Origin of the sequence: Maritimibacter sp. 55A14 (assembly GCF_003122205.1) — a bacterium.
Classification (GTDB): domain Bacteria; phylum Pseudomonadota; class Alphaproteobacteria; order Rhodobacterales; family Rhodobacteraceae; genus QEYE01.
Genome location: NZ_QEYE01000006.1, coordinates 66,290 through 87,789 on the forward strand (window position 1 = coordinate 66,290; position 21,500 = coordinate 87,789).

A 21,500-nucleotide genomic window follows, 5' to 3' on the forward strand; every position below is an offset into this window, starting at 1 on the left:
GGACGGGTTTTCCTGGCAGAATGTGCGGAACAGCCGGATTAGCCCGGCGCGCCGCGCGCTTCAAGGGCGTTGGCGATCAAGGCTTCGAGATCGGCAGGGGTGCCGACCTTGGCGATCGCCTCGGCATCGACCGCCACGCCCCAGTTCCGCGCCATCGCCGCATAGCGGGGCGCTCGATGCGCCAGCGCCTGGGAATAGGTCCAGGTCACGAAGTCGTCGGGGTCGACCTCGTCCTCGGTCACCTTGTTGGTGCGGCAGTACTCCTCCCATTTCGCGTGCAGGAAGGCGGGGTCGTAATACATCGGCTTGGGCGCGCGGCGGAAGCGGCGGATCAGTTCCTCCGCATGGGCCTCGGAGCCGCGGATCCAGACCAGCAGCAGATGGTCCGAGAGGCAGCGCAGCACCTCGTCCTCGGGGTCGTCGGGGTCCACCACCTCGCAGATCGAGCCGCTGCTGTCGCAGACGAAATTCCCGTAGCCGTAAAGCTCCTGCGCGCGGGCGATGAAATGCGGCGTGTCGAGAAGCGCCGCGATCTCGGCCCGGCGGTGCTGGTCCTGCCGGCGGGTGTAGTCCGCAAACCGGATGCCGCCCTTTTCCGGGTTGCCGGGCTTGCCCAGATAGGTCGAGAGCGGGGCGAGATTGTTGAAGGTGATGTTGGATGCGATATAGACACTGTCGCTCAGCAGCAGGTCGCGCAGCAGTGGCACGCGCATCGCCTCGCGCTTGAAATTGTCGGCGATATGCTCGCCCATGTAGCGGGTGCCGATGCGGTAATCTATCGAGTAGTGGAACCAGCCGCCGGCGTCGCGCAGCATGTTCGATACATAGGTCTTGCCCAGCCCGGACATGCCGAAAAAGAGCACCCGCTTGGCGCTGCAATCCCGCCAGTCCTCTGCCGTCTCATAGAACATCGCCCTGCCTGTCTTGCGCACGGTTTCGGCACGGGTCTAGCCCAGCGGCGCGGCCGTCTCAACTGAAAGCGGATCGGGAACGGAAAAAGGCCCCGCCGGAATGGCGGGGCCCTCGAAGCCGGATGCGGACGGGATCAGAAGTTGAATCCGACCTTGAAGCCCGCCGAAATCGCGTCGTTGTTGGTGAAGGTGGCGCGCTGGGTATCGGGCGTGCCGGTTTCCGGCAGTGCGTCCTCGAACCAAGTGTAGCGGATGCCGGCGGATAGGCGCACCTTCTCGGAAAGCTGGTAGCGGCCGCCCAGGGCCAGGGCCATCGATCCGTTCGTGGGCGCCAGCGGCGACACCAGATCGTCCGGTCCGCCCTCGTCATAGGTGAAGCTCAGCGAACCCGAAAACTGATCGGTGAACTTGCGTCCGACGCCGATCGTGTAGGTGGTGGCGTCGTCGATCTCGGCCAGGTTGGTGGGCGCGCCGACCGCGCCCGAAAGACCTGCGGGGATCAGCGTGAAATCTTCCCAGGTCACGTAGCGGATCGAAGCGAAGAGTAGCGTGTCCTTGGCGATGCCGGTCTGGAAATCGATCGTCCAGGATTCCGGAATTTCCGAGGATGTGGTGGTCACTGGCGCGATCGGCGCGCCGCCGATCGTTTCGGTGGTCGCGAAGTCCAGGTCGATGGACGAACGGTAGGTCACCGCGAAGCGGAGCGCGATCGCCGGTATCTCGTAGGCCGCGCCGGCGACGAAGCCCCAGCCGCCATCCTGTGCGAAATCGGCGTTGTAGCCGCTGATCGGGCCATAGGCGAGACCGGAGAGGCCGATGTTGCCCTCGGCGCGCAAGAAGCTGGGACCACCATAGATCGAGAAGCGGTCGGCGAACTTGTAGCGCAAGATGCCGGTCAGTTGCACGGTGTCGGCGGTGGCGTTGGTCCCGCCCAACATCGTGGTGGCCGGGCTGCCGCCATAGAGAATATCGACGCCGTAAGGCTGGTCGAGCAGGAAGGCAAAGGAGAGCTGCTCGTTGATGTCGGCCTTCACGCCCGCGCCCAGCACGAAGAAACTGTCGCCGACATTGCTGATCGAGTTGCCCAGCGTGTCGCTGCCGGTCAGGCTCGGATCGGCATAGCCCAGCGACAGTTCGGCATAATTGCCCTGTTCGAACAGAATCCCGATAGGTTGGCCCGAACGGTCCAGACCGCCTGCATAGGCTGAAGTCGACGTGACTGCCAGCGCGGCTGCCAGCGCGAACGAATATTTCATGACCCTCTTCCCTGAGTATTGTTTTGTTCTGCGATGACGGTAATGCGAGCGGATTTGAGGCGTCAATGAATTACGCCGCGTCACTTGGTCCGGACCGTCGCGGAGCACATCTTTTCCGGGAAACAGTTGCCGTGCACACACACTCAAGAGGGTCACGGGCGATCACGGATCAATCGCGTTTCCGTGAGGATGTTCAGATAGTTCGCCCCGAAGATCACCGCCGCGCCGAGGAAGACGAGCGGCGCCAGCGGCTCGGCATAGAGAGCCATGCCCAGGATGGCCACGAGCGGCAGGCGCAGGAAGTCGAGCGGCATCACCACCACCGCCGGCGCGAAGCCCAGCGCGGTGGTCAGGCAGAAATGCGCGAAGAGGCCGGCGACCGCGATGATCACGACCCACGGCAGCATCTGGAGGCTGGGCAGGGCAATGTCGCCGTCGATGCCCGCGCAGGCCAGCCCCAGAACCAGTTGCACGGCCGTCAGCCAGAAGAGGATACAGGTGGTGGTGGCGCCGCTGGTCAGCTTCTTGGTACAGATCGCGGTGGCGGCGAAGGCGAAAGCCGCGAGCATGGCGGCGACGGTCCCGAACTCCAGCGGCACGGCGCCGGGGCGCGCGACCAGCAGGATCCCGAGGAAGCCCAGACCGGCGGCCAGGATGCGCACCCGCGTGAGCCGCTCGGCCAGGAAGAAGGGCGCGGCCAGCGCGACCCATATCGGTTGCGAGAATTCCAGCGCGAAGACCTGCGCAAGCGGGATCGTGGCCACCGCGAAGAACCACAGGTTCTGGCCAATGAAATGGAAGATGTTGCGCAGCACGTGCAGATGCAGCCGCGCGGTGGTGACCTGGCGCAGCGTACCCGCAGCGGAGGCGATGGCCAGCACCAGAACGAAGCCGATGAGCGAACGGTAGAGCATGATCTCGAACGTATCGAGGTCGAGGCTCACCTCGCGGCCCGCGACGGCCATCGAGGTGAAGGAGATGACCGCGCCGGTCATCCAGACCACGGCCTTGATTGGTTGCGACTGATCCGGCACGCGGGGCCCTTTCGGCGTTCACGCCCGCCGCAGATCCGTGTGCGGGCATCCGGCAGGTAGAGCCGATTTTGCGGGCGATGAAAAGACCGGCCGCGCCGGCGTCAGCCTTCGATGCTGTAGCGGCGTGGCAGGTGGCCGGTCGCGCCCCACCAGCGGCTGGCGCGCGTGCGGCGCTGATGCGCCTCGAAGGCGGCGCGGCCGGCGAAATGCTCGCGCACGTGGAAAAGGCAGGGATCGGCGGCGTCCTGCGTGACGCTGAATTCCAGGCAGCCGGATTCGGCGCGGCTCAGGCGTATATGCTCGGGCAGGGCGTCCAGCACCGCGGCGACATCGTCCGGCGTGGCCCGCAGATGGCCGATCAAAGTGACTTCGCCGTTCATTCCCATTCGATCGTGCCCGGCGGCTTGGAGGTGATGTCGTAGGTCACGCGGTTGATGCCTTTGACCTCGTTGATGATGCGCGTCGCGGTCTCGCCCAGAAACTCGTGGCTGAACGGGTAGTAGTCGGCCGTCATGCCGTCGACGCTGGTGACCGCGCGCAGCGCGCAGGCAAAATCATAGGTCCGCCCGTCGCCCATGACGCCCACCGTGCGCACCGGCAGGATGGCGACGAACGCCTGCCAGATCTCGTCATATAGCCCGTGGCGGCGGATCTGGTCGATGTAAACCGCATCGGCCTTGCGCAGGATGTCGAGCTTCTCGGCGGTGATCTCGCCGGGGCAGCGGATCGCCAGGCCGGGGCCGGGGAAGGGGTGACGCCCGATGAACGACGCAGGCAGGCCCAACTCATGGCCCAGCGCGCGCACCTCGTCCTTGAAGAGCTCGCGCAGCGGCTCCACCAGCTTGAGGCCCATTTTCTCGGGCAGGCCGCCCACATTGTGGTGGCTCTTGATCGTGACCGACGGTCCACCGGAGAAGCTGACGCTTTCGATCACGTCCGGATAGAGCGTACCCTGCGCCAGGAACTTGGCCCCGCCCACCGCCTCGCTGTGTTTCTGGAACACGTCGATGAAAAGGCGGCCAATGGTTTTTCTCTTGGTTTCCGGGTCGCTTACGCCCTCAAGCTCACCCAAAAAAAGCGCTCGCTCGTCAGCATGGATCAGCGGCATGTTGTAGTGGTCGCGGAACATGGTGACGACCTCTTCGGCCTCGTCCTGCCGCAAGAGCCCGTGATCGACGAAGACGCAGGTAAGCTGATCGCCGATCGCCTCGTGGATCAGCACCGCGGCAACCGAACTGTCGACCCCGCCCGAAAGGCCACAGATCACCTTGGCGTTGCCGACCTGCTCGCGGATCTTGCGGATCGCCTCCTCGCGGTAGGCGCCCATGGTCCAGTCGCCGGTGAAACCCGCGTCGCGGACGAAATTCTCATAGAGCGTCCGGCCGTTCGGCGTATGGTGAACCTCCGGGTGGAACTGCACCGCATAGAACCGCCGCTCAAGGTCCGCGGTGATCGCGAAAGGAGCGTTGGGCGAGGTGCCGTAAACCGCGAAACCCGGCGCGATTTCAGCCACATGGTCGCCGTGGCTCATCCAGACCTGTTCGCGCCCTTCCAGGAACCAGCCATTGAGCAGGTCGATGCGCGCCTCGGTCGGGCTGACATAGGCGCGACCGAACTCGGCAGTGCCGTGGCCGCGTTCCACTCGCCCGCCAAGCTGCTGCATCATCACCTGCTGGCCATAGCAGATACCCAGCACCGGCACGCCCAGCTCGAACACCCGCTCGGGCACGCGCGGCGAGCCTGCATCGAGCACGCTGGCGGGCCCCCCCGACAGGATCACCGCCTTCGGAGCGAAATCGGCCAGAAATCCGTCCGTCACCTTCTGGAAGGGATGGATTTCGCAATAGACGTTCAGCTCCCGCAGGCGGCGCGCGATGAGCTGCGTGACCTGGCTGCCGAAGTCGATGATGAGAAGGCGGTCATGGGACGTTGTGATCATGTCCGGCTGATAATCCGAGGGCCGGATTTGCGCAAGCCCCCGGCGGCGCTCACCAAGTGTAGCCGAGCCCGACCGACTACTTGTTCTGGTTCATCTCCAGTTCCATCGGTTTCGCCGGAGGTCGTGCCGTTGCTCAGCCCGCCCGCCCCGTTGTTTTCACAGTCCGGTCGGGCGAGAATGCGGCCACGCAGAAACTGCCCATAGTGTCAGCCCACCGGCCGATTGCGGGATTTTGGGGCAGCGCCGCGGCGGCAAGGCTCGACAGGACACGCGCGCGGAGGCGCGTCCGGCGTGCAATCGAGATCATTTCACAACTCATCTTTACACGCGGCCGAAGTCTTCCCGCCGGCTTTCGGGCGCGGGCCTTATTGAGATTGGCAGAATTCGAGCAAAAGCCCGCGTATGGGTCGGCGACCGGGGCCAGAATGTCGCACATGGCGAATGGAGGGGCGCAAATCTTCAGAACCCGGTTCGCTTTTGAGATAGAAAAAGGCCGGATCAAGGCATCTTGCCGGGCCGTCAGGGCCGCGGCGCAGTTCTCGGGAGACGACAGACATGGCCGAAGGCGAAGCCGCAACGGAACGGGCAGGGCGCCGGGCGCGCTCAGGTGGCGGCGCGGCGCGGCGCGCGGAACGGACGACGCGGAAGATCGAGACCGCCCGGTTCATCGAACGCAAGATCCCCGATCTGGAGATCCTGGGTGAGGACGCGCTGCGGATTATCGAGGAGAATGCCGAGACGGTGCTCGAAGAGATCGGCGTGGCCTTCGTCAACAACCCGAAGGCGCTGGAGCGCTGGCGCGCCGCCGGCGCCGAAGTCATGGGTGAGCGGGTGCGCATCCCGCGCGGCATGGCGCGCAAACTCTGCCAGACTGCGCCGTCCAGCTTTACCCAGCACGCGCGCAACCCCGAGAAATCGGTGGAGATCGGCGGCCGCAACCTGGTCTGCGCCCCGGTCTACGGCCCGCCCTTCGTGCGCGATGGCGACAGTGGCCGACGTTACGCCACGATGGCCGATTTCGAGAAATTCGTGAAGCTGGGCTACATGTCCAAATGGCTCCACCATTCCGGCGGCACGGTGTGCGAGCCGACGGACATCCCCGTGAACAAGCGCCACCTGGACATGCTCTATGCCCATATGACGCTGAGCGACAAGCCTTTCATGGGCTCGGTCACCGAAGCCTCGCGGGCGCAGGATTCGGTCGATATGTGCAAGGTCCTCTTCGGTGAGGAGTTCGTCTCCGAGAACGCGGTGATGACCTCGCTCATCAACGTCAACTCGCCGCTGACCTTCGACGAAGTGATGATGGGCGCGCTGGAGGTCTATGCGGCCAACCACCAGGCCTGCATCATCTCGCCGTTCATCGTGGGTGGCGCGATGGCGCCGGTTTCGGTCGTGGGCACGCTGACCCAGGTGCTGGCCGAGGTCACGGCCGGGATCGCCTATTCGCAGCTCATCCGGCCCGGCGCACCGGTGATCTTCGGCGCCTTCGTCACCTCGATCGACATGAATTCCGGGGCGCCAACCTTCGGCACGCCCGAGGCCACGCAGATCCTGAACGGTGCGGGGCAGCTCGCGCGACGGATGAACCTGCCGTTCCGGTCCGGCGGCGCGCTCTGCGGCTCCAAGCTGCCGGATGCGCAGGCCGCCTACGAGACGACGAACACGCTCAACGCGGCGCTGCTGTCGGGGGTGAATTTCATGCTGCATTCCTGCGGCTGGCTGGAAGGCGGGCTGGTCGCGTGCTTCGAGAAATTCGTGATGGATGCCGACCAGCTCGGTGCGCTGCACAAGCTGGCGGCGGGCGTGGCCTCCGACGAGAATGCGCAGGCCATGGACGCGATCCGCGAGGTCGGTCCGGGCGGCCACTACCTGGGCTGCGCGCACACCCAGGCCAATTACCAGTCGGCCTTCTGGCGTACTGAGCTGTTCGACTACAAGCCCTATGAGACCTGGTACGAGGACGGGGCGCGAGACACCTACACGCTGGCGACCGAGAAGGTGAAGGCAATCCTTGCGGACTACCAGCAACCGCCGCTCGACCCGGAGATCGACCAGAAGTTGCGTGCTTTCATCAAGTCCCGCAAGGACGCCGAGCCCGACAGTTTCATGTAGGGCCCGGCCGGTGTCGCCCCGCTACGCCCGCGCATCGCCGCGCGGGCGCGGCAGCAGGCGCGCCTCGGCCATGATCGCGACCAGAAGTTCCACATGGCGGCAGGCGCTATAGGTGGCGTCGCCCAGCTTGCGCGTACTCTCCAGCTTCTCCTCCTCCTCCATCAGCGCGGCCAGCGCCCTCTCCGGGCTGGGCAGGCGGCCGGTCCGCGCGATCCGGCGCAGGTCGCGGTCGCGCACGTAATGCTCCAGCCCGAGGCGGGCGGCGCGGATGAGCAGTTTCGGGCGGCGCAGGGCGCAGAAGGCCCGGTTGAGTTCGGTCATGGCGGTGTCTCCTTGAAAAATCACACCGAGACGGAACCACAACCGGAGCGGGTGTTGCGCCCTCGCGAAACCAGCGTGCGGTGCCTAAGATATTGTTAATTTTTTAGTAGCAATTGGCTGGATATCCCCACGAATTAACCGCTGCGTAACCAAGGCAACGCAGGGTTGCGTCCGCCTGTTCAAGACATCGGGGGACGCAGGAACATGCCGCCAGTGCAGGATGTACCGCATCGCGCCGGGCCGGCCGGTTTCCCCGCGTGGCTGCCAAGCGCCGCGCGCCGCTACCTTCAGCATACCGGCTACGGCCATTCGCTGCGCCACGTCGCGCGCGCCGAAGGCTGCGCGCCCTCGACCGTGCTCAGGCAGGTCCGCCACTTCGAGAGCCGCCGCGACGATCCGCTGATCGACGAGGCGCTTGACCGGCTCTGGCGGGCCTCCCTGCCCCCATTCGTATCTGCAACCAGAGAGGAGCCGCAGCCAATGCCGCAAACCGCCCGTTCTTCCGCGATTTCCGACGACCAGACCATCGAGCGGGAGGCCCGCCGCATCCTGCGCCGGCTCTGCGAATCCAACGCTTTTCTTGCCATCGCGCCGGATATGGACAAGGCCGTGGTGATGCGCGAGACGACCCCCGGTCGCCCGACGCGGACGGCCGTGGTGGATCGTACCGTGGCCCATGCCTTCGTGCTGAAGGACTGGATCGGATGTTTCCGCGCGGGACGGGTCGCCTCTTACGAGATCACCGCCGCCGGCAAAGCTGCGCTGCGGCGGCTCCTCGCGCAGGACCAGAAACGCAGACAGGGCGCGTCCGGATTCGCCGAGGCACCGGATGTCTTCGGCGAGCAGCATCGCAATTGGGCCGAGCGCGACGTGATGGACCGGGCCACCGGCCGGAGCCAGCGCATCCGCTACAACCTGGCGGAATCGCCGCTGACCGCGCTGGCGCGGCGCAAGGACAAGGACGGCACGCCGTTTCTGGCGCCCGAGTTGGTGGAGGCCGGCGACCGGTTGCGCTAGGATTTCGAGGTGTCGCAGATGGGGCCGCGCGTGGCGCAGAACTGGGACCGTTTCCTGACCGCGGGCGATCCGGGACAGGCCGCGCCGTCCGGCGCCGAACCCCCGCGCGGGGTGCAGGCCGCGCGCGAGCGGGTGCAGGCCGCACTGGCCGATCTGGGACCGGGGCTGGGCGACATCGCGCTGCGCTGCTGCTGTTTTCTGGAGGGGCTGGAGACAGCCGAGAAACGCATGGGCTGGTCGGCGCGGTCAGGCAAGATCGTGCTGCGGATCGCGCTCCAGCGGCTGCGCCAGCATTACGTGGAACGTCATGGCAGTTTGGGCCCGATGATCGGCTGACGGGACAGGGCGCGGGGCCGGGTCAGCCCCGCGCCAAGCCTTCAGCGGTTGTTCTCGGTCAGGCGGCGGCGGACATATCTGTCCACGCTCTCGATCATGCCGGCCATGTAATCGTCCTCGAAGAAATGGCCGGCGCCTTCGACCTCTTCATGGGTGATGGTGATGCCCTTCTGCTCGTGCAGCTTGTCCACCAGCGCGCGGGTGTCGGCAGGCGGGGCGACACGGTCAGCCAGCCCGTTGATGATCAGCCCGGAGGACGGGCAGGGGGCCAGGAAGGAGAAGTCGTACATGTTGGCGGGCGGCGAGACCGAGATGAAGCCGGTGATCTCGGGCCGCCGCATCAGAAGCTGCATCCCGATCCAGGCGCCGAAGGAAAAGCCCGCGACCCAGCAATGCTTCGCGTTGGGGTTGAGCGATTGCAGATAGTCGAGCGCCGATGCCGCGTCGCTCAACTCGCCCACGCCCTGGTCGTATTCGCCCTGACTGCGCCCGACGCCGCGGAAATTGAACCGCAGCACGGTAAAGCCCATATTGTAGAAGGCGTAATGCAGGTTGTAGACAACCCGGTTGTTCATCGTGCCGCCGAATTGCGGATGCGGATGCAGAACGATGGCGATCGGTGCGTCCTTTTCCTTCTGCGGGTGATAACGGCCTTCCAGCCGGCCTTCCGGCCCGGGAAAAATCACTTCAGGCATGGGAACCCCTGTTTTCGGTGAGGGCGGAGGCCGGAGAGGGGTCAATATTCTTGACGATAACTCTCAGGCATTCTAGAATCGTTCTAAACAAGGCCAATGGCCCTCCGCACGCCAGTTCACAGGGATTAGGCTGCGCGGGGCCGTTCGTCAACTCCGTCCACGGTGGATTGTCCATGAAACTCAGCACTAAAGGCCGTTACGCGATGGTTGCGCTCACCGATCTGGCCCTGGCAGGGCCCGGCGCGCTGGTATCGCTGTCCGAGGTATCCCGGCGCGAGGATATCTCGCTGCCCTATCTGGAGCAGCTATTCGTCAAGCTGCGGCGGGCCGGGATCGTCGACTCCGTACGCGGGCCGGGCGGCGGTTATCGGCTGGCGCGCAGCCCTGACGCGATTCGGGTCTCAGAGATACTGGAGGCCGTGGACGAGACCGTCAGCGCCATGCACATGGGGGCGGGGGCGTCGGGAGGGCTCTCGGGCAGCAAGGCGCAGTCGCTGACCAACCGGCTGTGGGAGAGCCTTTCGGCACAGGTTTACGTGATCCTGCACCAGATCCGGCTCTCGGATATTGCCGGAAACGCGCTCAAACCCTGTCCCGCCGTGCCCGCGCTCTTCGAGGTCGTGGACGAGGCATGACGCGGGACCGGACCTATCTCGACTGGAACGCCACCGCGCCGCTGCGCCCCGAGGCGCGCGCGGCGACGCTGGACGCGCTCGATCTGGCGGGAAACCCGTCCTCGGTTCATGCCGAGGGCCGCGCGGCGCGCGGGCTGGTGGAACGCGCCCGCGGGCAGGTGGCGGCGGCACTGGGATGCAAGCCCACCGAGGTGATCTTCACCTCCGGCGCGACCGAGGCCGCCTCGGTCCTGTCGCGGTTCGGGGGCGTCGCGGTCGCGGGCACGGCGCATGACTGTCTCTGGGCGCATCGGCGCGACGCGCCGCAAATTGGTGTCTACGCGATGGGTCTGGCCAACAGCGAGACCGGCGTGCTGACCGAACCGCCGGCCCGCGGGGCCGACGGGTGGCCCTGTGCGGGCGGCCGCGCACAACTGCTGATGCTCGACGTGGTGCAAGCCGTGGGCCGCGTGCCCTTCAGCTTTGCCTGGAGCGGGGCCGATATGGCGATCGTCTCGGCCCACAAGCTGGGCGGACCCAAGGGTGTGGGCGCGCTGATCCTGCGCGACGGGCTGGATATCCCGGCGCTGTCGCTGGGGGGCGGGCAGGAACTGGGGCGGCGGTCGGGTACCGAGAACGTGGCCGGCATCGCCGGTTTCGGCGCCGCGGCCGAGGCCGCGCAGCGCGACATGGAGGCCGGGGTCTGGGTGCGGGTCGAAAAACTTAGAAAGATTCTAGAAGACGCACTGGCCAGCGGCGGAAAAGAGATTATTTTTGTCGGGAAAGATGACCCGCGGCTGCCCAACACTTCCTGCTTCGCCGTGCCCGGCTGGAAAGGCGAGACCCAAGTGATGCAGATGGACTTGGCGGGCTTTGCGATCTCGGCGGGATCGGCCTGTTCCAGCGGCAAGGTCAAGACCAGCCGCGTGTTGCTGGAGATGGGTTTTGATGCCACGACCGCGGCATCGGCCATCCGGGTCTCGCTGGGACCTGGGACGAGCGAAGAGGACGTGGCGCGCTTTGCCGAAGCCTGGCTGGCGCGGCTTGCGAAACACAGGGCCCGCGCGGCCTGACGACGACAGGACCGGCCCAACGGGGCCAAGACAGGAGAACGGACAGATCATGACCGTAGTCGAAGGCACAGAGATTCGTGAAGGCGTGGACCGGCAGACGGTGGAAACCGTCAAGTCGGTCGGCGAGCGCTACAAGCATGGCTGGCAAACCGATATCGAGATGGAGTTCGCGCCCAAGGGGCTGAACGAGGATATCGTGCGGCTCATCTCAGAAAAGAACGGCGAGCCGGAGTGGATGACCGACTGGCGTGTCTCGGCCTACCGGCGCTGGCTGAAGATGGAAGAGCCCGACTGGTCGATGGTGAAATACCCGCCGGTCGCCTATCAGGAACAGTACTACTACGCCCAGCCCAAGAGCATGGCTGAGGACAAGCCGAAGTCGCTGGACGACGTGGATCCGAAGCTCCTGGAGACCTACAACAAGCTGGGCATCCCGCTGAAAGAACAGATGATCCTGGCCGGCGTCGAGGGCGCCGAGAATGTGCCCGCCGAAGGCCGCAAGGTGGCCGTGGACGCGGTTTTCGACAGCGTCTCAGTGGGCACGACGTTCCAGGCGGAACTGAAAAAGGCCGGCGTCATCTTCTGCTCGATCTCCGAAGCCGTCCGCGATCACCCGGAACTGGTGAAGAAATACCTGGGCTCGGTCGTGCCGCCCACCGACAACTTTTTCGCGACGCTGAATTCGGCGGTCTACTCCGACGGCTCCTTCGTCTACGTGCCGCCCGGTGTGCGCTGCCCGATGGAGTTGAGCACCTATTTCCGCATCAACGCCGAAAACACCGGCCAGTTCGAACGCACGCTCATCATTGCCGACAAGGGCTCTTACGTAAGCTATCTCGAGGGCTGCACCGCGCCGATGCGCGAGACCACGCAGCTACACGCGGCGGTGGTGGAGTTGATTGCCGAGGAAGACGCCGAGATCAAGTATTCCACGGTCCAGAACTGGTATCCGGGCGACGAGGACGGCAAGGGCGGCATCTACAATTTCGTCACCAAACGTGCCGATTGCCGCGGCGACCGGTCCAAGGTCATGTGGACGCAGGTCGAGACCGGCTCGGCCGTGACGTGGAAATATCCGTCCTGCATCCTGCGCGGCGACGACAGCCAGGGCGAGTTCTATTCCATCGCCATCACCAATAACTGGCAGCAGGCCGATACCGGCACCAAGATGGTGCATCTGGGCAAGAACACCCGCTCGCGCATCGTCTCCAAGGGGATCAGCGCGGGGCAGGCTCAGAACACCTATCGCGGGCTCGTCTCGATGCACCCGAAGGCGCGGAACGCGCGCAACTACACGCAGTGCGACAGCCTGCTGATCGGCGACAAATGCGGGGCGCATACGGTGCCCTATATCGAGGTGAAGAACAATTCCGCGCGGGTGGAGCACGAGGCCACCACCTCCAAGGTCGATGACGACCAGATGTTCTATTGCCGCCAGCGCGGCATGGACGAGGAAGAGGCCGTGGCGCTGGTCGTGAACGGCTTCTGCAAGGAGGTGCTGCAAGCCCTGCCGATGGAGTTCGCGATGGAGGCGCAGCAGCTTGTGGCGATCTCGCTTGAGGGCTCGGTGGGCTGATGGCGGCTGACCTCCGGCATAAGCACGCGCAACGGCTGCGGCTCGGGCATCCGTCCCGGATGATTCCGGAGACGCGCCAGGTCACACTGCTTGTCCTGGGCCATTTGCTCGTCTTCATCGCGGCCATGTCCCATGACGAGATCGTGGCCGGACTGGCGTCCGACGGCTGGTTCCTCGCCCTCTACGCGGAGCGGTTCGAGCTTGTAGTGGGGCTCGCACTCTTCCTTTGCTGGAGTGTGCTGACCCTGCGGCTGGTGGCGGTGGTCCAGAAAGGCGTCAGCCGCGAGGCCGCCCCGCGAGACGGCGATGACGGGAAGGGTGCAGACCAATGATCGTGACCACAACGCCGACCGTCGAGGGCCACAGCATCAAAACCTATCACGGTATCGTCGTGGGCGAGGCGATCCTGGGCGCCAACGTGATCCGCGATCTCTTCGCGGGGATCACCGATATTCTCGGCGGGCGTTCCGGCGCCTATGAGCAGGAACTGGGTAAGGCGCGCGGCGTTGCGCTGGCAGAGATGGAGGACCGCGCGGCGGCGCAGGGCGCAAACGCCGTGGTCGGGGTCGATCTGGACTATGAAGTGATCAACAACATGCTGATGGTGTCGGCCTCCGGCACCGCGGCGAGCATCGAGAAGAACGGGTGAAGAATTGGGAAATATGCTGGAAATCAAGAATCTGCACGTCAAACTTGAAGAAGAGGACAAGCAGATCCTCAAGGGCGTAGATTTAGCCCTGGAACCCGGCAAGGTCCATGCGATCATGGGGCCGAACGGGTCCGGCAAATCCACGCTGAGCTATGTGCTGGCGGGCCGCGACGGCTATGAAGTGACCGAAGGCTCCATCACTTTGGGCGGCGAGGATATCCTGGAGATGGAACCGGAGGAACGCGCGGCCGCGGGCCTTTTCCTGGCCTTCCAGTACCCGGTCGAGATCCCCGGCGTGGGCAACATGACCTTCCTGCGCACCGCGCTCAATGCGCAGCGCAAGGCGCGCGGCGAGGCCGAGATGTCCTCGGCCGATTTCCTGAAACTTATCAGGGAGAAGGCCAAGGAACTTGAGATCGACGCCGATATGCTCAAGCGGCCGGTCAACGTGGGCTTTTCCGGCGGTGAGAAGAAGCGCAACGAAATCCTGCAAATGGCGGTTCTGGAGCCGCGCATGTGCGTGCTCGACGAAACCGACAGCGGGCTCGATGTGGATGCAATGAAGCTGGTGGCCAACGGCGTGAACGCGCTGCGCGACGCCGGGCGGTCCTTCCTGGTCATCACCCATTACCAGCGGCTGCTGAACCATATCGAGCCGGACGTGGTGCATATCATGTCCGAAGGCCGGATCATCAAGACCGGAGGCCCGGAACTGGCGCTCGAGGTCGAGGAGCACGGTTATGCCGATCTGAAGGCGGAGGTGGCCTGATGGCGGCGCTGGTACAGGCGAAACTTGACGCCGCGATGGCTCGTCTGGACGGGCGGCCGCTGCCGGCGGGCGCGAAATGGGCCCGCGATGCCCGCGAGGGGGCGCTTTCAAGGCTGCGCGCGCAGGGCCTTCCGGGACGACGCGACGAGTACTGGAAATTCACCAACCCGCAAACGCTGGTGCAGCCCGAAGCCCCGCAGGCTGCGGTCTTCGTCAATGAAGAGCCCCCGCTCTTCGATGGTATCGACCGGCTGAAGGTCGTCTTCCGTGACGGCGTGCTGGACCGGGTCGCCTCGGACGCCCTGGCGCTGGAGCATCTGGAGATCACCACCCTGGCCGAAGCCACGGCGACGGACATCCACTGGGCCAGGGACCTTTACGGCGTGCTGGAGGAGCGCGGGCAGACACCCGTCGACCGGCCGCTCGCGGCGCTCAACACGGCGCTGGCGGAGGACGGGATCGTGATCCGTGCCAGCGGCGCCGCGCCCAAGCCGGTGAGCCTGATTTATCTCCATGAATCAGAGAGCTCCGACGCGATGCTCCACCATGTCATCCGGGTGGAAAAGGGGGCGGTCCTGACGATTCTGGAGAACGGACCGGCAGCCGCGCGCTTCACCAAGGTGATGGAGGTGGACGTGGCCGATGGCGGCAGGTTCCACCATGTCCGCGCCCAAGGCCGCGACCATGAGCGCCGGGCGGCCACGCATCTCTTCGCCCGGCTGGGCGCGGAAAGCGTCTTCAAGTCCTTCACGCTGACCGTCAACGGCATGATGACCCGCAACGAACAGGTGGTGGAACTGACCGGCGACCGCGCGACGGCCCATATCGCGGGTGCGGCGGTCGGCGACGGCGAATTTCATCAGGACGACACCGTCTTCGTCACCCATGACGCGCAAGATTGCGAGAGCCGCCAGGTCTTCAAGAAGGTGCTGCGCAATGGCGCGGCCGGGGTCTTCCAGGGCAAGATCCTTGTCAAGCCCGACGCGCAGCGCACCGATGGCTACCAGATCAGTCAGGCGCTGCTGCTGGACGATGACAGCCAGTTCTATGCCAAGCCGGAACTCGAGATCTACGCCGACGACGTGCAGTGCAGTCACGGCTCGACCTGCGGCGCGATCGACGAGGAGCTGCTCTTCTACCTGCGCGCGCGCGGTGTGCCACGCTCCGAGGCACAGGACATGCTGGTGCTGGCCTTCCTCGCGGAGGCTTTCGACGAGATCGAGGACGACCGCCTGACCGTGGCGCTGAGCGAGCGGCTGACCGGCTGGCTGGCGCGGCGCCGGGACTGAGTGATGTCGACGGCGCGCCGTGTGCTGCGCAGCTACGTCGCGCCGTGCGCGGTGGCGCGGCAGAACCTCGCGGAAGGGCCGACCGAGGCGCGGGTACTGGCCTGGCTGATGGCGGCGCTGGCGCTGATCTTCGCGGCGCAACTGCCCGAATTGGCGCGGCATGCGCATCTCTCGGGCGGCGAGCCGCCTTTCGAGGCGCTGGCCGCCGGGGCGGCCTTGGGCAGCCTGCTGCTCGCGCCGCTGCTCTTTTACATGCTGGCCGCGTTCGGCTGGACCCTGCCGCGCCTCCTCGGGCGCCGGATCACCGGTCTGGTAGCGCGGGTCGCGCTTTTCTGGGCGGTTCTGGCGGCGGCTCCGCTAATGCTGCTGCGCGGGCTGGTGGCGGGGTTCATCGGCCCCGGTCAGGCATTGGAGATCACCGGTTTCCTGGCGGGGCTGGCCTTCCTCGTATTCTGGGGCGCGGGGCTGAGGGAAGCCGTGCGCGCGGAAGGCGGCGTGGCATGAGCCGCACCCCGGATCATTGCCGCGGCACAGCGCCACCGCGCACCGGGCGCCCTTGTTTGCCCCCTGCAGGCGTTCTACCTTCGAGGGCAGGGACCAATACAAATCCGGGCAACCCATGCTAGACACTTTCACCGGCCTCGCGCGGCTGACATTGAAAGCCCCGCGGGAAGGCGCGCGCGCCGTGCTTGCATGGCCACTGAACAGGACGGAGCTGTGGCAGATCGCCGGCGTTCTGGTCGTCGCCAGCGTGATCGTCTCGCAGGTCTCCAATTTCCTGATGCCGCTGGGCGGTGCGGGGCCGATGGCCACGATCATGGCCTCGCCGTTCCTCAATGCCGGTATTCAGGCCGGCCTGCTGGTCGTCACCGTCACCGCAGTGGACCGGATCGGCCGGGCCTTCGGCGGCAAGGGCGATTTTCTTGGGGCGCTGAAGCTGATCGTCTGGCTTCAGATGATCAACCTGGCGATTCAGATCATCCAGTTCTTCGCGCTTCTGGTCGCGCCTCCGGTCGCCGGGCTGATCGGGATCGCCTCGCTGCTGCTCTTTTTCTGGCTGCTGACGCAGTTCGTCACCGAACTGCACGGCTTCGAGTCGGGGTTTCACGTCTTCGTCGGCATCGTGATCTCGGCTTTCGCCATCATCCTCGGGCTCAGCGTCGTGCTGGCCCTGCTCTCCGTGCTCATACCTGGGGGAATGCCAAGTGTATGACGTGAACACTATCCGAAACGACTTCCCGATCCTCTCGCGCGAGGTGAACGACAAGCCGCTGGTCTATCTCGACAACGGTGCCTCGGCGCAGAAGCCGCAGGTGGTCATCGACGCGATCACGCAGGCCTATGCGCAGGAATATTCCAACGTGCATCGGGGCCTGCACTTCCTGTCCAACCTCGCGACCGAGAAATACGAGGCCGTGCGTGGCAAGATCCGCGGCTTCCTGAACGCCGCCTCCGACCAGGAGATCGTGTTCACCTCCGGCACCACCGAGGCGATCAACCTCGTCTCCTATGGCTGGGCCGCGCCGCGGCTGGAGCCGGGCGACGAGATCGTGCTGTCGGTGATGGAACACCACGCCAACATCGTGCCCTGGCATTTCCTGCGCGAACGTCAGGGCGTGGTGCTGAAATGGGTCGAGGTGGATGGCAATGGCGATCTCGATCCCCAGGCGGTGCTGGACGCGATAGGTCCCCGCACGCGTCTGGTGGCGGTCACGCATATGTCGAACGTGCTGGGCACGCGGGTCGATGTGAAGGCGATCTGCCGGGGCGCGCGGGCCGAGGGCGTGCCGGTGCTGGTCGATGGCAGCCAGGGTGCGGTGCATGGGCCGGTGGACGTGCAGGATATCGGGTGCGACTTCTACGCCATCACCGGGCACAAGCTCTATGGTCCGTCCGCGTCGGGCGCGCTCTATGCGCGGGCCGACCGACTGGCCGAGATGCGCCCCTTCATGGGCGGCGGCGACATGATCCGCGAGGTGACGCGCGACACCGTCAGCTACAACGATCCGCCGATGAAATTCGAGGCCGGCACGCCGGGCATCGTGCAGACCATCGGGTTCGGCGTCGCGCTCGACTACATGATGGGGCTGGGGATGGAGAATATCGCCGCCCATGAGGCGCGGCTGACCGATTACGCGCGCCAGCGGCTCGGGGGACTGAACTGGCTGAGCGTGCAGGGCAATTCCGCCTCCAAGGGGGCGATCTTCTCCTTCACGCTGGACGGCGCCGCGCATGCGCATGACATTTCCACCGTTCTCGACAAGAAAGGCGTGGCGGTGCGCGCGGGCCATCACTGCGCGCAACCGCTCATGGCGCATCTGGGCGTGACCGCGACCTGCCGGGCCTCCTTCGGGCTCTACAACACCGAAGCCGAGGTCGATACGCTGGTCGAGGCGCTGGAGCTTTGCCACGAACTTTTCGCCTGAGTTTGCGATTGCAGGGCGCAGGGCGAGCGGCTATACCCCCGCGCACGGAGCACCCGTAGCTCAGCTGGATAGAGCGCTGCCCTCCGAAGGCAGAGGCCAGAGGTTCGAATCCTCTCGGGTGCGCCATTGCCCTTGCTTTTGTGCTTCGACGCGTCCCGCGCTTCCCAAGTACCGCGGCTCTTGGCTATAGATGGGTCAGGCCGCCCGCGTCCGGCGCCGCCGCCATACCGGCCGGCGGTCGCCGGCATGATGGCGCGGCCGCTAAAGCAGAGGGCCGCGATGACATCTGATCTGATCCTGGCAGTTGACGGCGGCGGCTCCGGTTGCCGCGCCCGCCTTGTGAACGGAACAGGCGTTCTGGCGGAGGTTACCGGCGGGCCGGCAAACCTGATGGCCGGGGACGGCCGCGCGCCGTTCGAGGCGGTTCTGGCCGTGGCGCGTGACGCGCTCGCCACCGCGGGTAAGGCGCCCGCGGCGCTGGCCGATTGCCGGGCAGTCCTGGGGCTCGCCGGGGCCACACCTGATGCCCGGTCGCGGTTTTTTGCCTTCGCCCCTCCATTCGCAGAAACATGTATTGTATCAGATGGCTACGCGGCACTCTTGGGCGCGTTCGGCGGCGAGGACGGCGGCATCGTGATACAGGGAACCGGTGCGGCCGCCGCAGTGTTGGTCGAGGGGCGGCTGACCGAGATCGGCGGCTGGGGCTTCGCGCTGGATGATTTCGGCAGCGGCGCCGATATCGGGCGGCGGGCGCTGCGCGCGGCGTTGCGGGCGCATGACGAGCCGGGCGCGCCGCCGCCATTCGCCGCCGCGGTGCTGAAGGCGGCAGGGGCAAGTCCGCAAACCGTCATGGACTGGGCGCAGGGCGCCGCGCCGCGCGATTTCGCGCAGCTTGCGCCGCGGGTCTTCGACGCGGCCGAGCACGGCACGCCGGAGGCCGAAGCGATCCTGGCCCGTGCGGCGGAGGAGACGGCGCGGCTGGTGCGGCTCTGCGCGGCGCATGGCGCGGAGCGGGTCGCAGTGCTGGGTTCGGTGGGGCGCCGGATCGCGCCGATGCTGCACGCGGACACCGCCGCCTTGCTCGTGGAACCCGCCGGCGACGCGATGAACGGCGCGGTGATCGCGCTGCGTCAGGGCCTGGGGCATTGCGCATGAAGAACGGTGTGGAACACTTTGCGGCCGATAAGATTTTCGACGGTGATACCATGCACCGCGATGCCGTTCTCCACGTCTCGGCGGGCGTGGTGCAGGGCATCCGCCCGCGCAATGAATCCGGGGGATCGCTCACCGATCTGGGCGATGTGACGCTGGCGCCGGGCTTCATCGACTGGCAGGTCAATGGCGGTGGCGGCGTAATGTTCAACGACTCCCCCTCGGCGGAAGGGATCGCCACCATCGCGCGCGCCCATGCGGCCTGTGGCACCACGACGCTCCTGCCGACGCTGATCACCGACGCGCCCGAGGCGATGGACGCCGCCGCCGCCGCCGTTGCCGCGGCCCGCGCGGCGGGCATGGCCTCGATCGCGGGCATTCATTTCGAGGGACCGCATCTGAGCCTTGCCCGCCAGGGTGCCCATGAGGCGGGCTTCATCCGCCCGATGGAGGAGTCCGATCATGAGCGGCTGGCGCGTCGCGATCTGGGCGTGGTGCTGACGACTCTTGCCCCGGAAAGTGCGAGCCTGGCGGATATCCGGCGGCTCGTCGATGCGGGCGTGCTGGTCAGCCTGGGGCATAGTGACTGTGACTACGAAATGGCCTGGCGGGCCTTTTCGGCGGGTGCGCGCGCCGTCACTCATATCTTCAACGCGATGAGCGGGCTGGGCCATCGCGCGCCGGGGCTCGCGGGCGCCGCACTCGACCATCCCGGCGTGACCTGCGGGCTGATCGCGGATGGCCATCACGTCCATCCCGCCGCCTGCCGCATCGCGATCCGGGCCAAACCTGCCGGGCAGGTGACGTTTGTGACCGACGCGATGGCCTGCGTGGGCGGCGGCACCGACGGCTTCACGCTCAATGGCCGGCCGGTCCGGAGGCGTGGCGGGCGGCTGGAGCTGGAGGATGGCACGCTTGCCGGGTCCGATCTGGATATGGCTTCGGCCCTGCGCTACGCCGCGACACATCTGGGTCTGCCGGTGGAGGAGGCCCTGCGCATGGCCGCACTCTATCCCGCGCGCTTGCTGCGTCTGGAAGATGCGCGCGGCCATCTGCGCCCCGGCGCGCGGGCCGACATGGTGGCGCTCGACGGCGAATTGCGGCCCCGCGCGGTGTGGATCGGCGGCGTGGCACAGCCCGCTGCGCAATCGCCGGACCGCCCCGACCGGTTGGCCTAGTACGGTGCGTCTCCGAATGTTCCAGAGACCGCGAGGGCCATCGTCGCCGCTCTGGTTTCGGACTTTCGAGACGTGCCTCTAGACCTTCCGCGCGTAGGGCGCGCCCTTCACGGTGTAATCTCCCAGCTCGATATCCTGGCCGGTGACGACCCGTGTGAACATCTCCATGTCCAGGTTGCGCCCGGTAACGATGGTGCCGACCGGCCCGCGCGGCGCGTCGAGCTTGTCGGCCAGCATCGCCGCGATGCCCACCACGCAGGCGCCTTCGGCCACGATCCGGTCCTCGTAATAAAGCGTCTGCATGGCGTGGTATATCTCCTCCTCGGTCACCAGAACCGTACCGTCCAGGTGGTCGCGGCAGAGCGGGAAGGAGAGCTTGTTCGCCAGACCGATACCGCCGCCCAGGCTGTCGGCGAGGCTCGGCACTTCCTCCACCTCCACCGGGCCGCCCGCCGCGATGGAGAGGTGCATCGCGGGCCCCCGGTCCATCGACACGCCGATCACCCGGATGCGCGGGTTGATCGTCTTGGCCGCGACCGCGACGCCCGCCGCCAGCCCGCCGCCCGAAAGCGGCACCAGCAGCATGTCCAGATCGGGGCGCGCCTCCAGCATTTCCAGCCCGATCGTGCCTTGCCCGGCGATCACCCGCGGGTCGTCGAAGGGCGAGACCTCGGTCAATCCTTCCTCGGCGACGAGCCGCTCGGCCTCGGCCTGCGCGTCGTCCTGGCTGGTGCCGATGATGCGAACCTCCGCCCCCAGCGCGCGGATGCCGTCCACCTTGGCCTGCGGGACCAGTTTCGACATGCAGATCACCGCCCGGATGCCGCGGTTGCGCGCCGCGAAGGCCACGCCGCGGCCGTGGTTGCCGGTGGAACAGCAGGTCACGCCCGGCGTGTCCTCGGGGAGCGCCATCACCGCGTTCATCGCCCCCCTGAGCTTGAAGGCGCCGATGGGCTGCATGTTCTCCAGCTTGAGCAGGAAGTCATGACCCGCGACCTCGGTCATATAGGAGGAGGGCACGAAGGGCGTGGAATCGGCCACCCCCCGGATCGCCTTGCGGGCTGCGAGTATGTCTCGGAGTGCGAAATCCATGGCTTTGCCTTTCTCTGAGCGGCTTCTGTGCAGCGTCTATCCCAGTGCGCGGGGCGAA

General features: G+C 66.2%; 21 protein-coding genes, 1 tRNA gene and 1 pseudogene. 15 read left to right on the forward strand and 8 right to left on the reverse strand.

What is annotated here, in order from left to right:
- Positions 1 to 38: 38 nt before the first annotated feature.
- The 5 genes from DDZ14_RS06690 to guaA all read right to left on the reverse strand — a co-directional run bounded on the left by DDZ14_RS06690 (position 39) and on the right by guaA (position 5,140).
- On the reverse strand, positions 39 to 911 hold the full coding sequence (locus DDZ14_RS06690) for an ATPase (RefSeq protein ID WP_109424182.1): 873 nt from the start codon (positions 909 to 911) through the stop codon (positions 39 to 41).
- A 134-nt stretch (positions 912 to 1,045) separates the two neighbouring features.
- A complete protein-coding gene (locus DDZ14_RS06695) occupies positions 1,046 to 2,167 on the reverse strand; it encodes an OmpP1/FadL family transporter (protein WP_109424183.1) in 1,122 nt (373 codons plus the stop codon).
- A gap of 152 nt (positions 2,168 to 2,319) precedes the next feature.
- Positions 2,320 to 3,201: a DMT family transporter gene (locus tag DDZ14_RS06700; protein ID WP_255417487.1), complete on the reverse strand. Its 882-nt coding sequence runs from the start codon at positions 3,199 to 3,201 to the stop codon at positions 2,320 to 2,322.
- 101 nt (positions 3,202 to 3,302) lie between these two features.
- On the reverse strand, positions 3,303 to 3,581 hold the full coding sequence (locus tag DDZ14_RS06705; protein ID WP_109424184.1) for a putative quinol monooxygenase: 279 nt from the start codon (positions 3,579 to 3,581) through the stop codon (positions 3,303 to 3,305).
- Positions 3,578 to 5,140: a glutamine-hydrolyzing GMP synthase gene (gene guaA / locus DDZ14_RS06710; RefSeq protein ID WP_109424185.1), complete on the reverse strand. Its 1,563-nt coding sequence runs from the start codon at positions 5,138 to 5,140 to the stop codon at positions 3,578 to 3,580. The genes DDZ14_RS06705 and guaA overlap by 4 nt, the downstream gene beginning before the upstream one ends.
- Positions 5,141 to 5,695: 555 nt before the next feature.
- Here guaA and DDZ14_RS06715 point away from each other — a divergent pair.
- Positions 5,696 to 7,255, forward strand: a complete 1,560-nt coding sequence (locus DDZ14_RS06715; RefSeq protein WP_109424186.1) for a trimethylamine methyltransferase family protein — start codon at positions 5,696 to 5,698, stop codon at positions 7,253 to 7,255.
- 21 nt (positions 7,256 to 7,276) lie between these two features.
- Here the strand turns inward: DDZ14_RS06715 and DDZ14_RS06720 are convergent, their stop codons facing one another.
- Positions 7,277 to 7,576 (reverse strand): DUF6477 family protein, encoded by a 300-nt coding sequence (locus DDZ14_RS06720; protein ID WP_109424187.1) that lies wholly within the window; start codon positions 7,574 to 7,576, stop codon positions 7,277 to 7,279.
- A gap of 204 nt (positions 7,577 to 7,780) precedes the next feature.
- On the opposite strand from DDZ14_RS06720, the pseudogene DDZ14_RS06725 reads away from it, so the two are divergent.
- Positions 7,781 to 8,929, forward strand: a pseudogene (locus tag DDZ14_RS06725) (DUF6456 domain-containing protein).
- A gap of 41 nt (positions 8,930 to 8,970) precedes the next feature.
- Here the strand turns inward: DDZ14_RS06725 and DDZ14_RS06730 are convergent.
- Positions 8,971 to 9,624: an alpha/beta hydrolase gene (locus DDZ14_RS06730; protein WP_109424188.1), complete on the reverse strand. Its 654-nt coding sequence runs from the start codon at positions 9,622 to 9,624 to the stop codon at positions 8,971 to 8,973.
- 173 nt (positions 9,625 to 9,797) lie between these two features.
- Between DDZ14_RS06730 and DDZ14_RS06735 the strand changes: the two genes are divergently transcribed.
- The 13 genes from DDZ14_RS06735 to nagA all read left to right on the forward strand — a co-directional run bounded on the left by DDZ14_RS06735 (position 9,798) and on the right by nagA (position 20,350).
- A complete protein-coding gene (locus tag DDZ14_RS06735; protein ID WP_109424189.1) occupies positions 9,798 to 10,259 on the forward strand; it encodes an Rrf2 family transcriptional regulator in 462 nt (153 codons plus the stop codon).
- Complete coding sequence (locus DDZ14_RS06740; protein WP_109424190.1) at positions 10,256 to 11,311, forward strand: cysteine desulfurase family protein; 1,056 nt, start codon at positions 10,256 to 10,258, stop codon at positions 11,309 to 11,311. Before DDZ14_RS06735 ends, DDZ14_RS06740 begins: the two co-directional genes overlap by 4 nt.
- Before the next feature lie 49 nt (positions 11,312 to 11,360).
- Positions 11,361 to 12,887: a Fe-S cluster assembly protein SufB gene (sufB, locus tag DDZ14_RS06745; RefSeq protein WP_109424191.1), complete on the forward strand. Its 1,527-nt coding sequence runs from the start codon at positions 11,361 to 11,363 to the stop codon at positions 12,885 to 12,887.
- Entirely contained in the window at positions 12,887 to 13,219 is a 333-nt protein-coding gene (locus tag DDZ14_RS06750; RefSeq protein WP_109424192.1) for a hypothetical protein, read from the forward strand. Before sufB ends, DDZ14_RS06750 begins: the two co-directional genes overlap by 1 nt.
- Positions 13,216 to 13,536 carry a heavy metal-binding domain-containing protein gene (locus DDZ14_RS06755; RefSeq protein WP_109424193.1) on the forward strand — a complete coding sequence of 107 codons (321 nt, stop codon included), beginning with the start codon at positions 13,216 to 13,218 and terminating at the stop codon, positions 13,534 to 13,536. The genes DDZ14_RS06750 and DDZ14_RS06755 overlap by 4 nt, the downstream gene beginning before the upstream one ends.
- Before the next feature lie 13 nt (positions 13,537 to 13,549).
- Positions 13,550 to 14,305, forward strand: coding sequence for a Fe-S cluster assembly ATPase SufC (sufC, locus tag DDZ14_RS06760; RefSeq protein ID WP_109424194.1), 756 nt, complete (start codon positions 13,550 to 13,552; stop codon positions 14,303 to 14,305).
- Positions 14,305 to 15,594: a Fe-S cluster assembly protein SufD gene (sufD, locus tag DDZ14_RS06765; RefSeq protein ID WP_199221301.1), complete on the forward strand. Its 1,290-nt coding sequence runs from the start codon at positions 14,305 to 14,307 to the stop codon at positions 15,592 to 15,594. Before sufC ends, sufD begins: the two co-directional genes overlap by 1 nt.
- Positions 15,595 to 15,597: 3 nt before the next feature.
- On the forward strand, positions 15,598 to 16,098 hold the full coding sequence (locus DDZ14_RS06770) for a YIP1 family protein (RefSeq protein ID WP_109424195.1): 501 nt from the start codon (positions 15,598 to 15,600) through the stop codon (positions 16,096 to 16,098).
- Positions 16,099 to 16,213: 115 nt separating this feature from the next.
- Complete coding sequence (locus tag DDZ14_RS06775) at positions 16,214 to 16,807, forward strand: YIP1 family protein (protein WP_109424196.1); 594 nt, start codon at positions 16,214 to 16,216, stop codon at positions 16,805 to 16,807.
- The gene (locus DDZ14_RS06780; RefSeq protein WP_109424197.1) at positions 16,800 to 18,020 is read left to right on the forward strand and encodes a cysteine desulfurase; all 1,221 of its coding nucleotides are present in this window, start codon (positions 16,800 to 16,802) and stop codon (positions 18,018 to 18,020) included. Before DDZ14_RS06775 ends, DDZ14_RS06780 begins: the two co-directional genes overlap by 8 nt.
- A gap of 49 nt (positions 18,021 to 18,069) precedes the next feature.
- Positions 18,070 to 18,146: transfer RNA gene (locus tag DDZ14_RS06785), tRNA-Arg, on the forward strand.
- A 153-nt stretch (positions 18,147 to 18,299) separates the two neighbouring features.
- Positions 18,300 to 19,175, forward strand: a complete 876-nt coding sequence (locus DDZ14_RS06790) for a BadF/BadG/BcrA/BcrD ATPase family protein (RefSeq protein WP_158275469.1) — start codon at positions 18,300 to 18,302, stop codon at positions 19,173 to 19,175.
- A 50-nt stretch (positions 19,176 to 19,225) separates the two neighbouring features.
- Positions 19,226 to 20,350, forward strand: a complete 1,125-nt coding sequence (gene nagA / locus DDZ14_RS06795) for an N-acetylglucosamine-6-phosphate deacetylase (RefSeq protein ID WP_109424293.1) — start codon at positions 19,226 to 19,228, stop codon at positions 20,348 to 20,350.
- 78 nt (positions 20,351 to 20,428) lie between these two features.
- Here nagA and eutB read toward each other — a convergent pair whose 3' ends face one another.
- Positions 20,429 to 21,442: a hydroxyectoine utilization dehydratase EutB gene (eutB, locus tag DDZ14_RS06800; protein ID WP_109424199.1), complete on the reverse strand. Its 1,014-nt coding sequence runs from the start codon at positions 21,440 to 21,442 to the stop codon at positions 20,429 to 20,431.
- Positions 21,443 to 21,500: the final 58 nt, after the last annotated feature.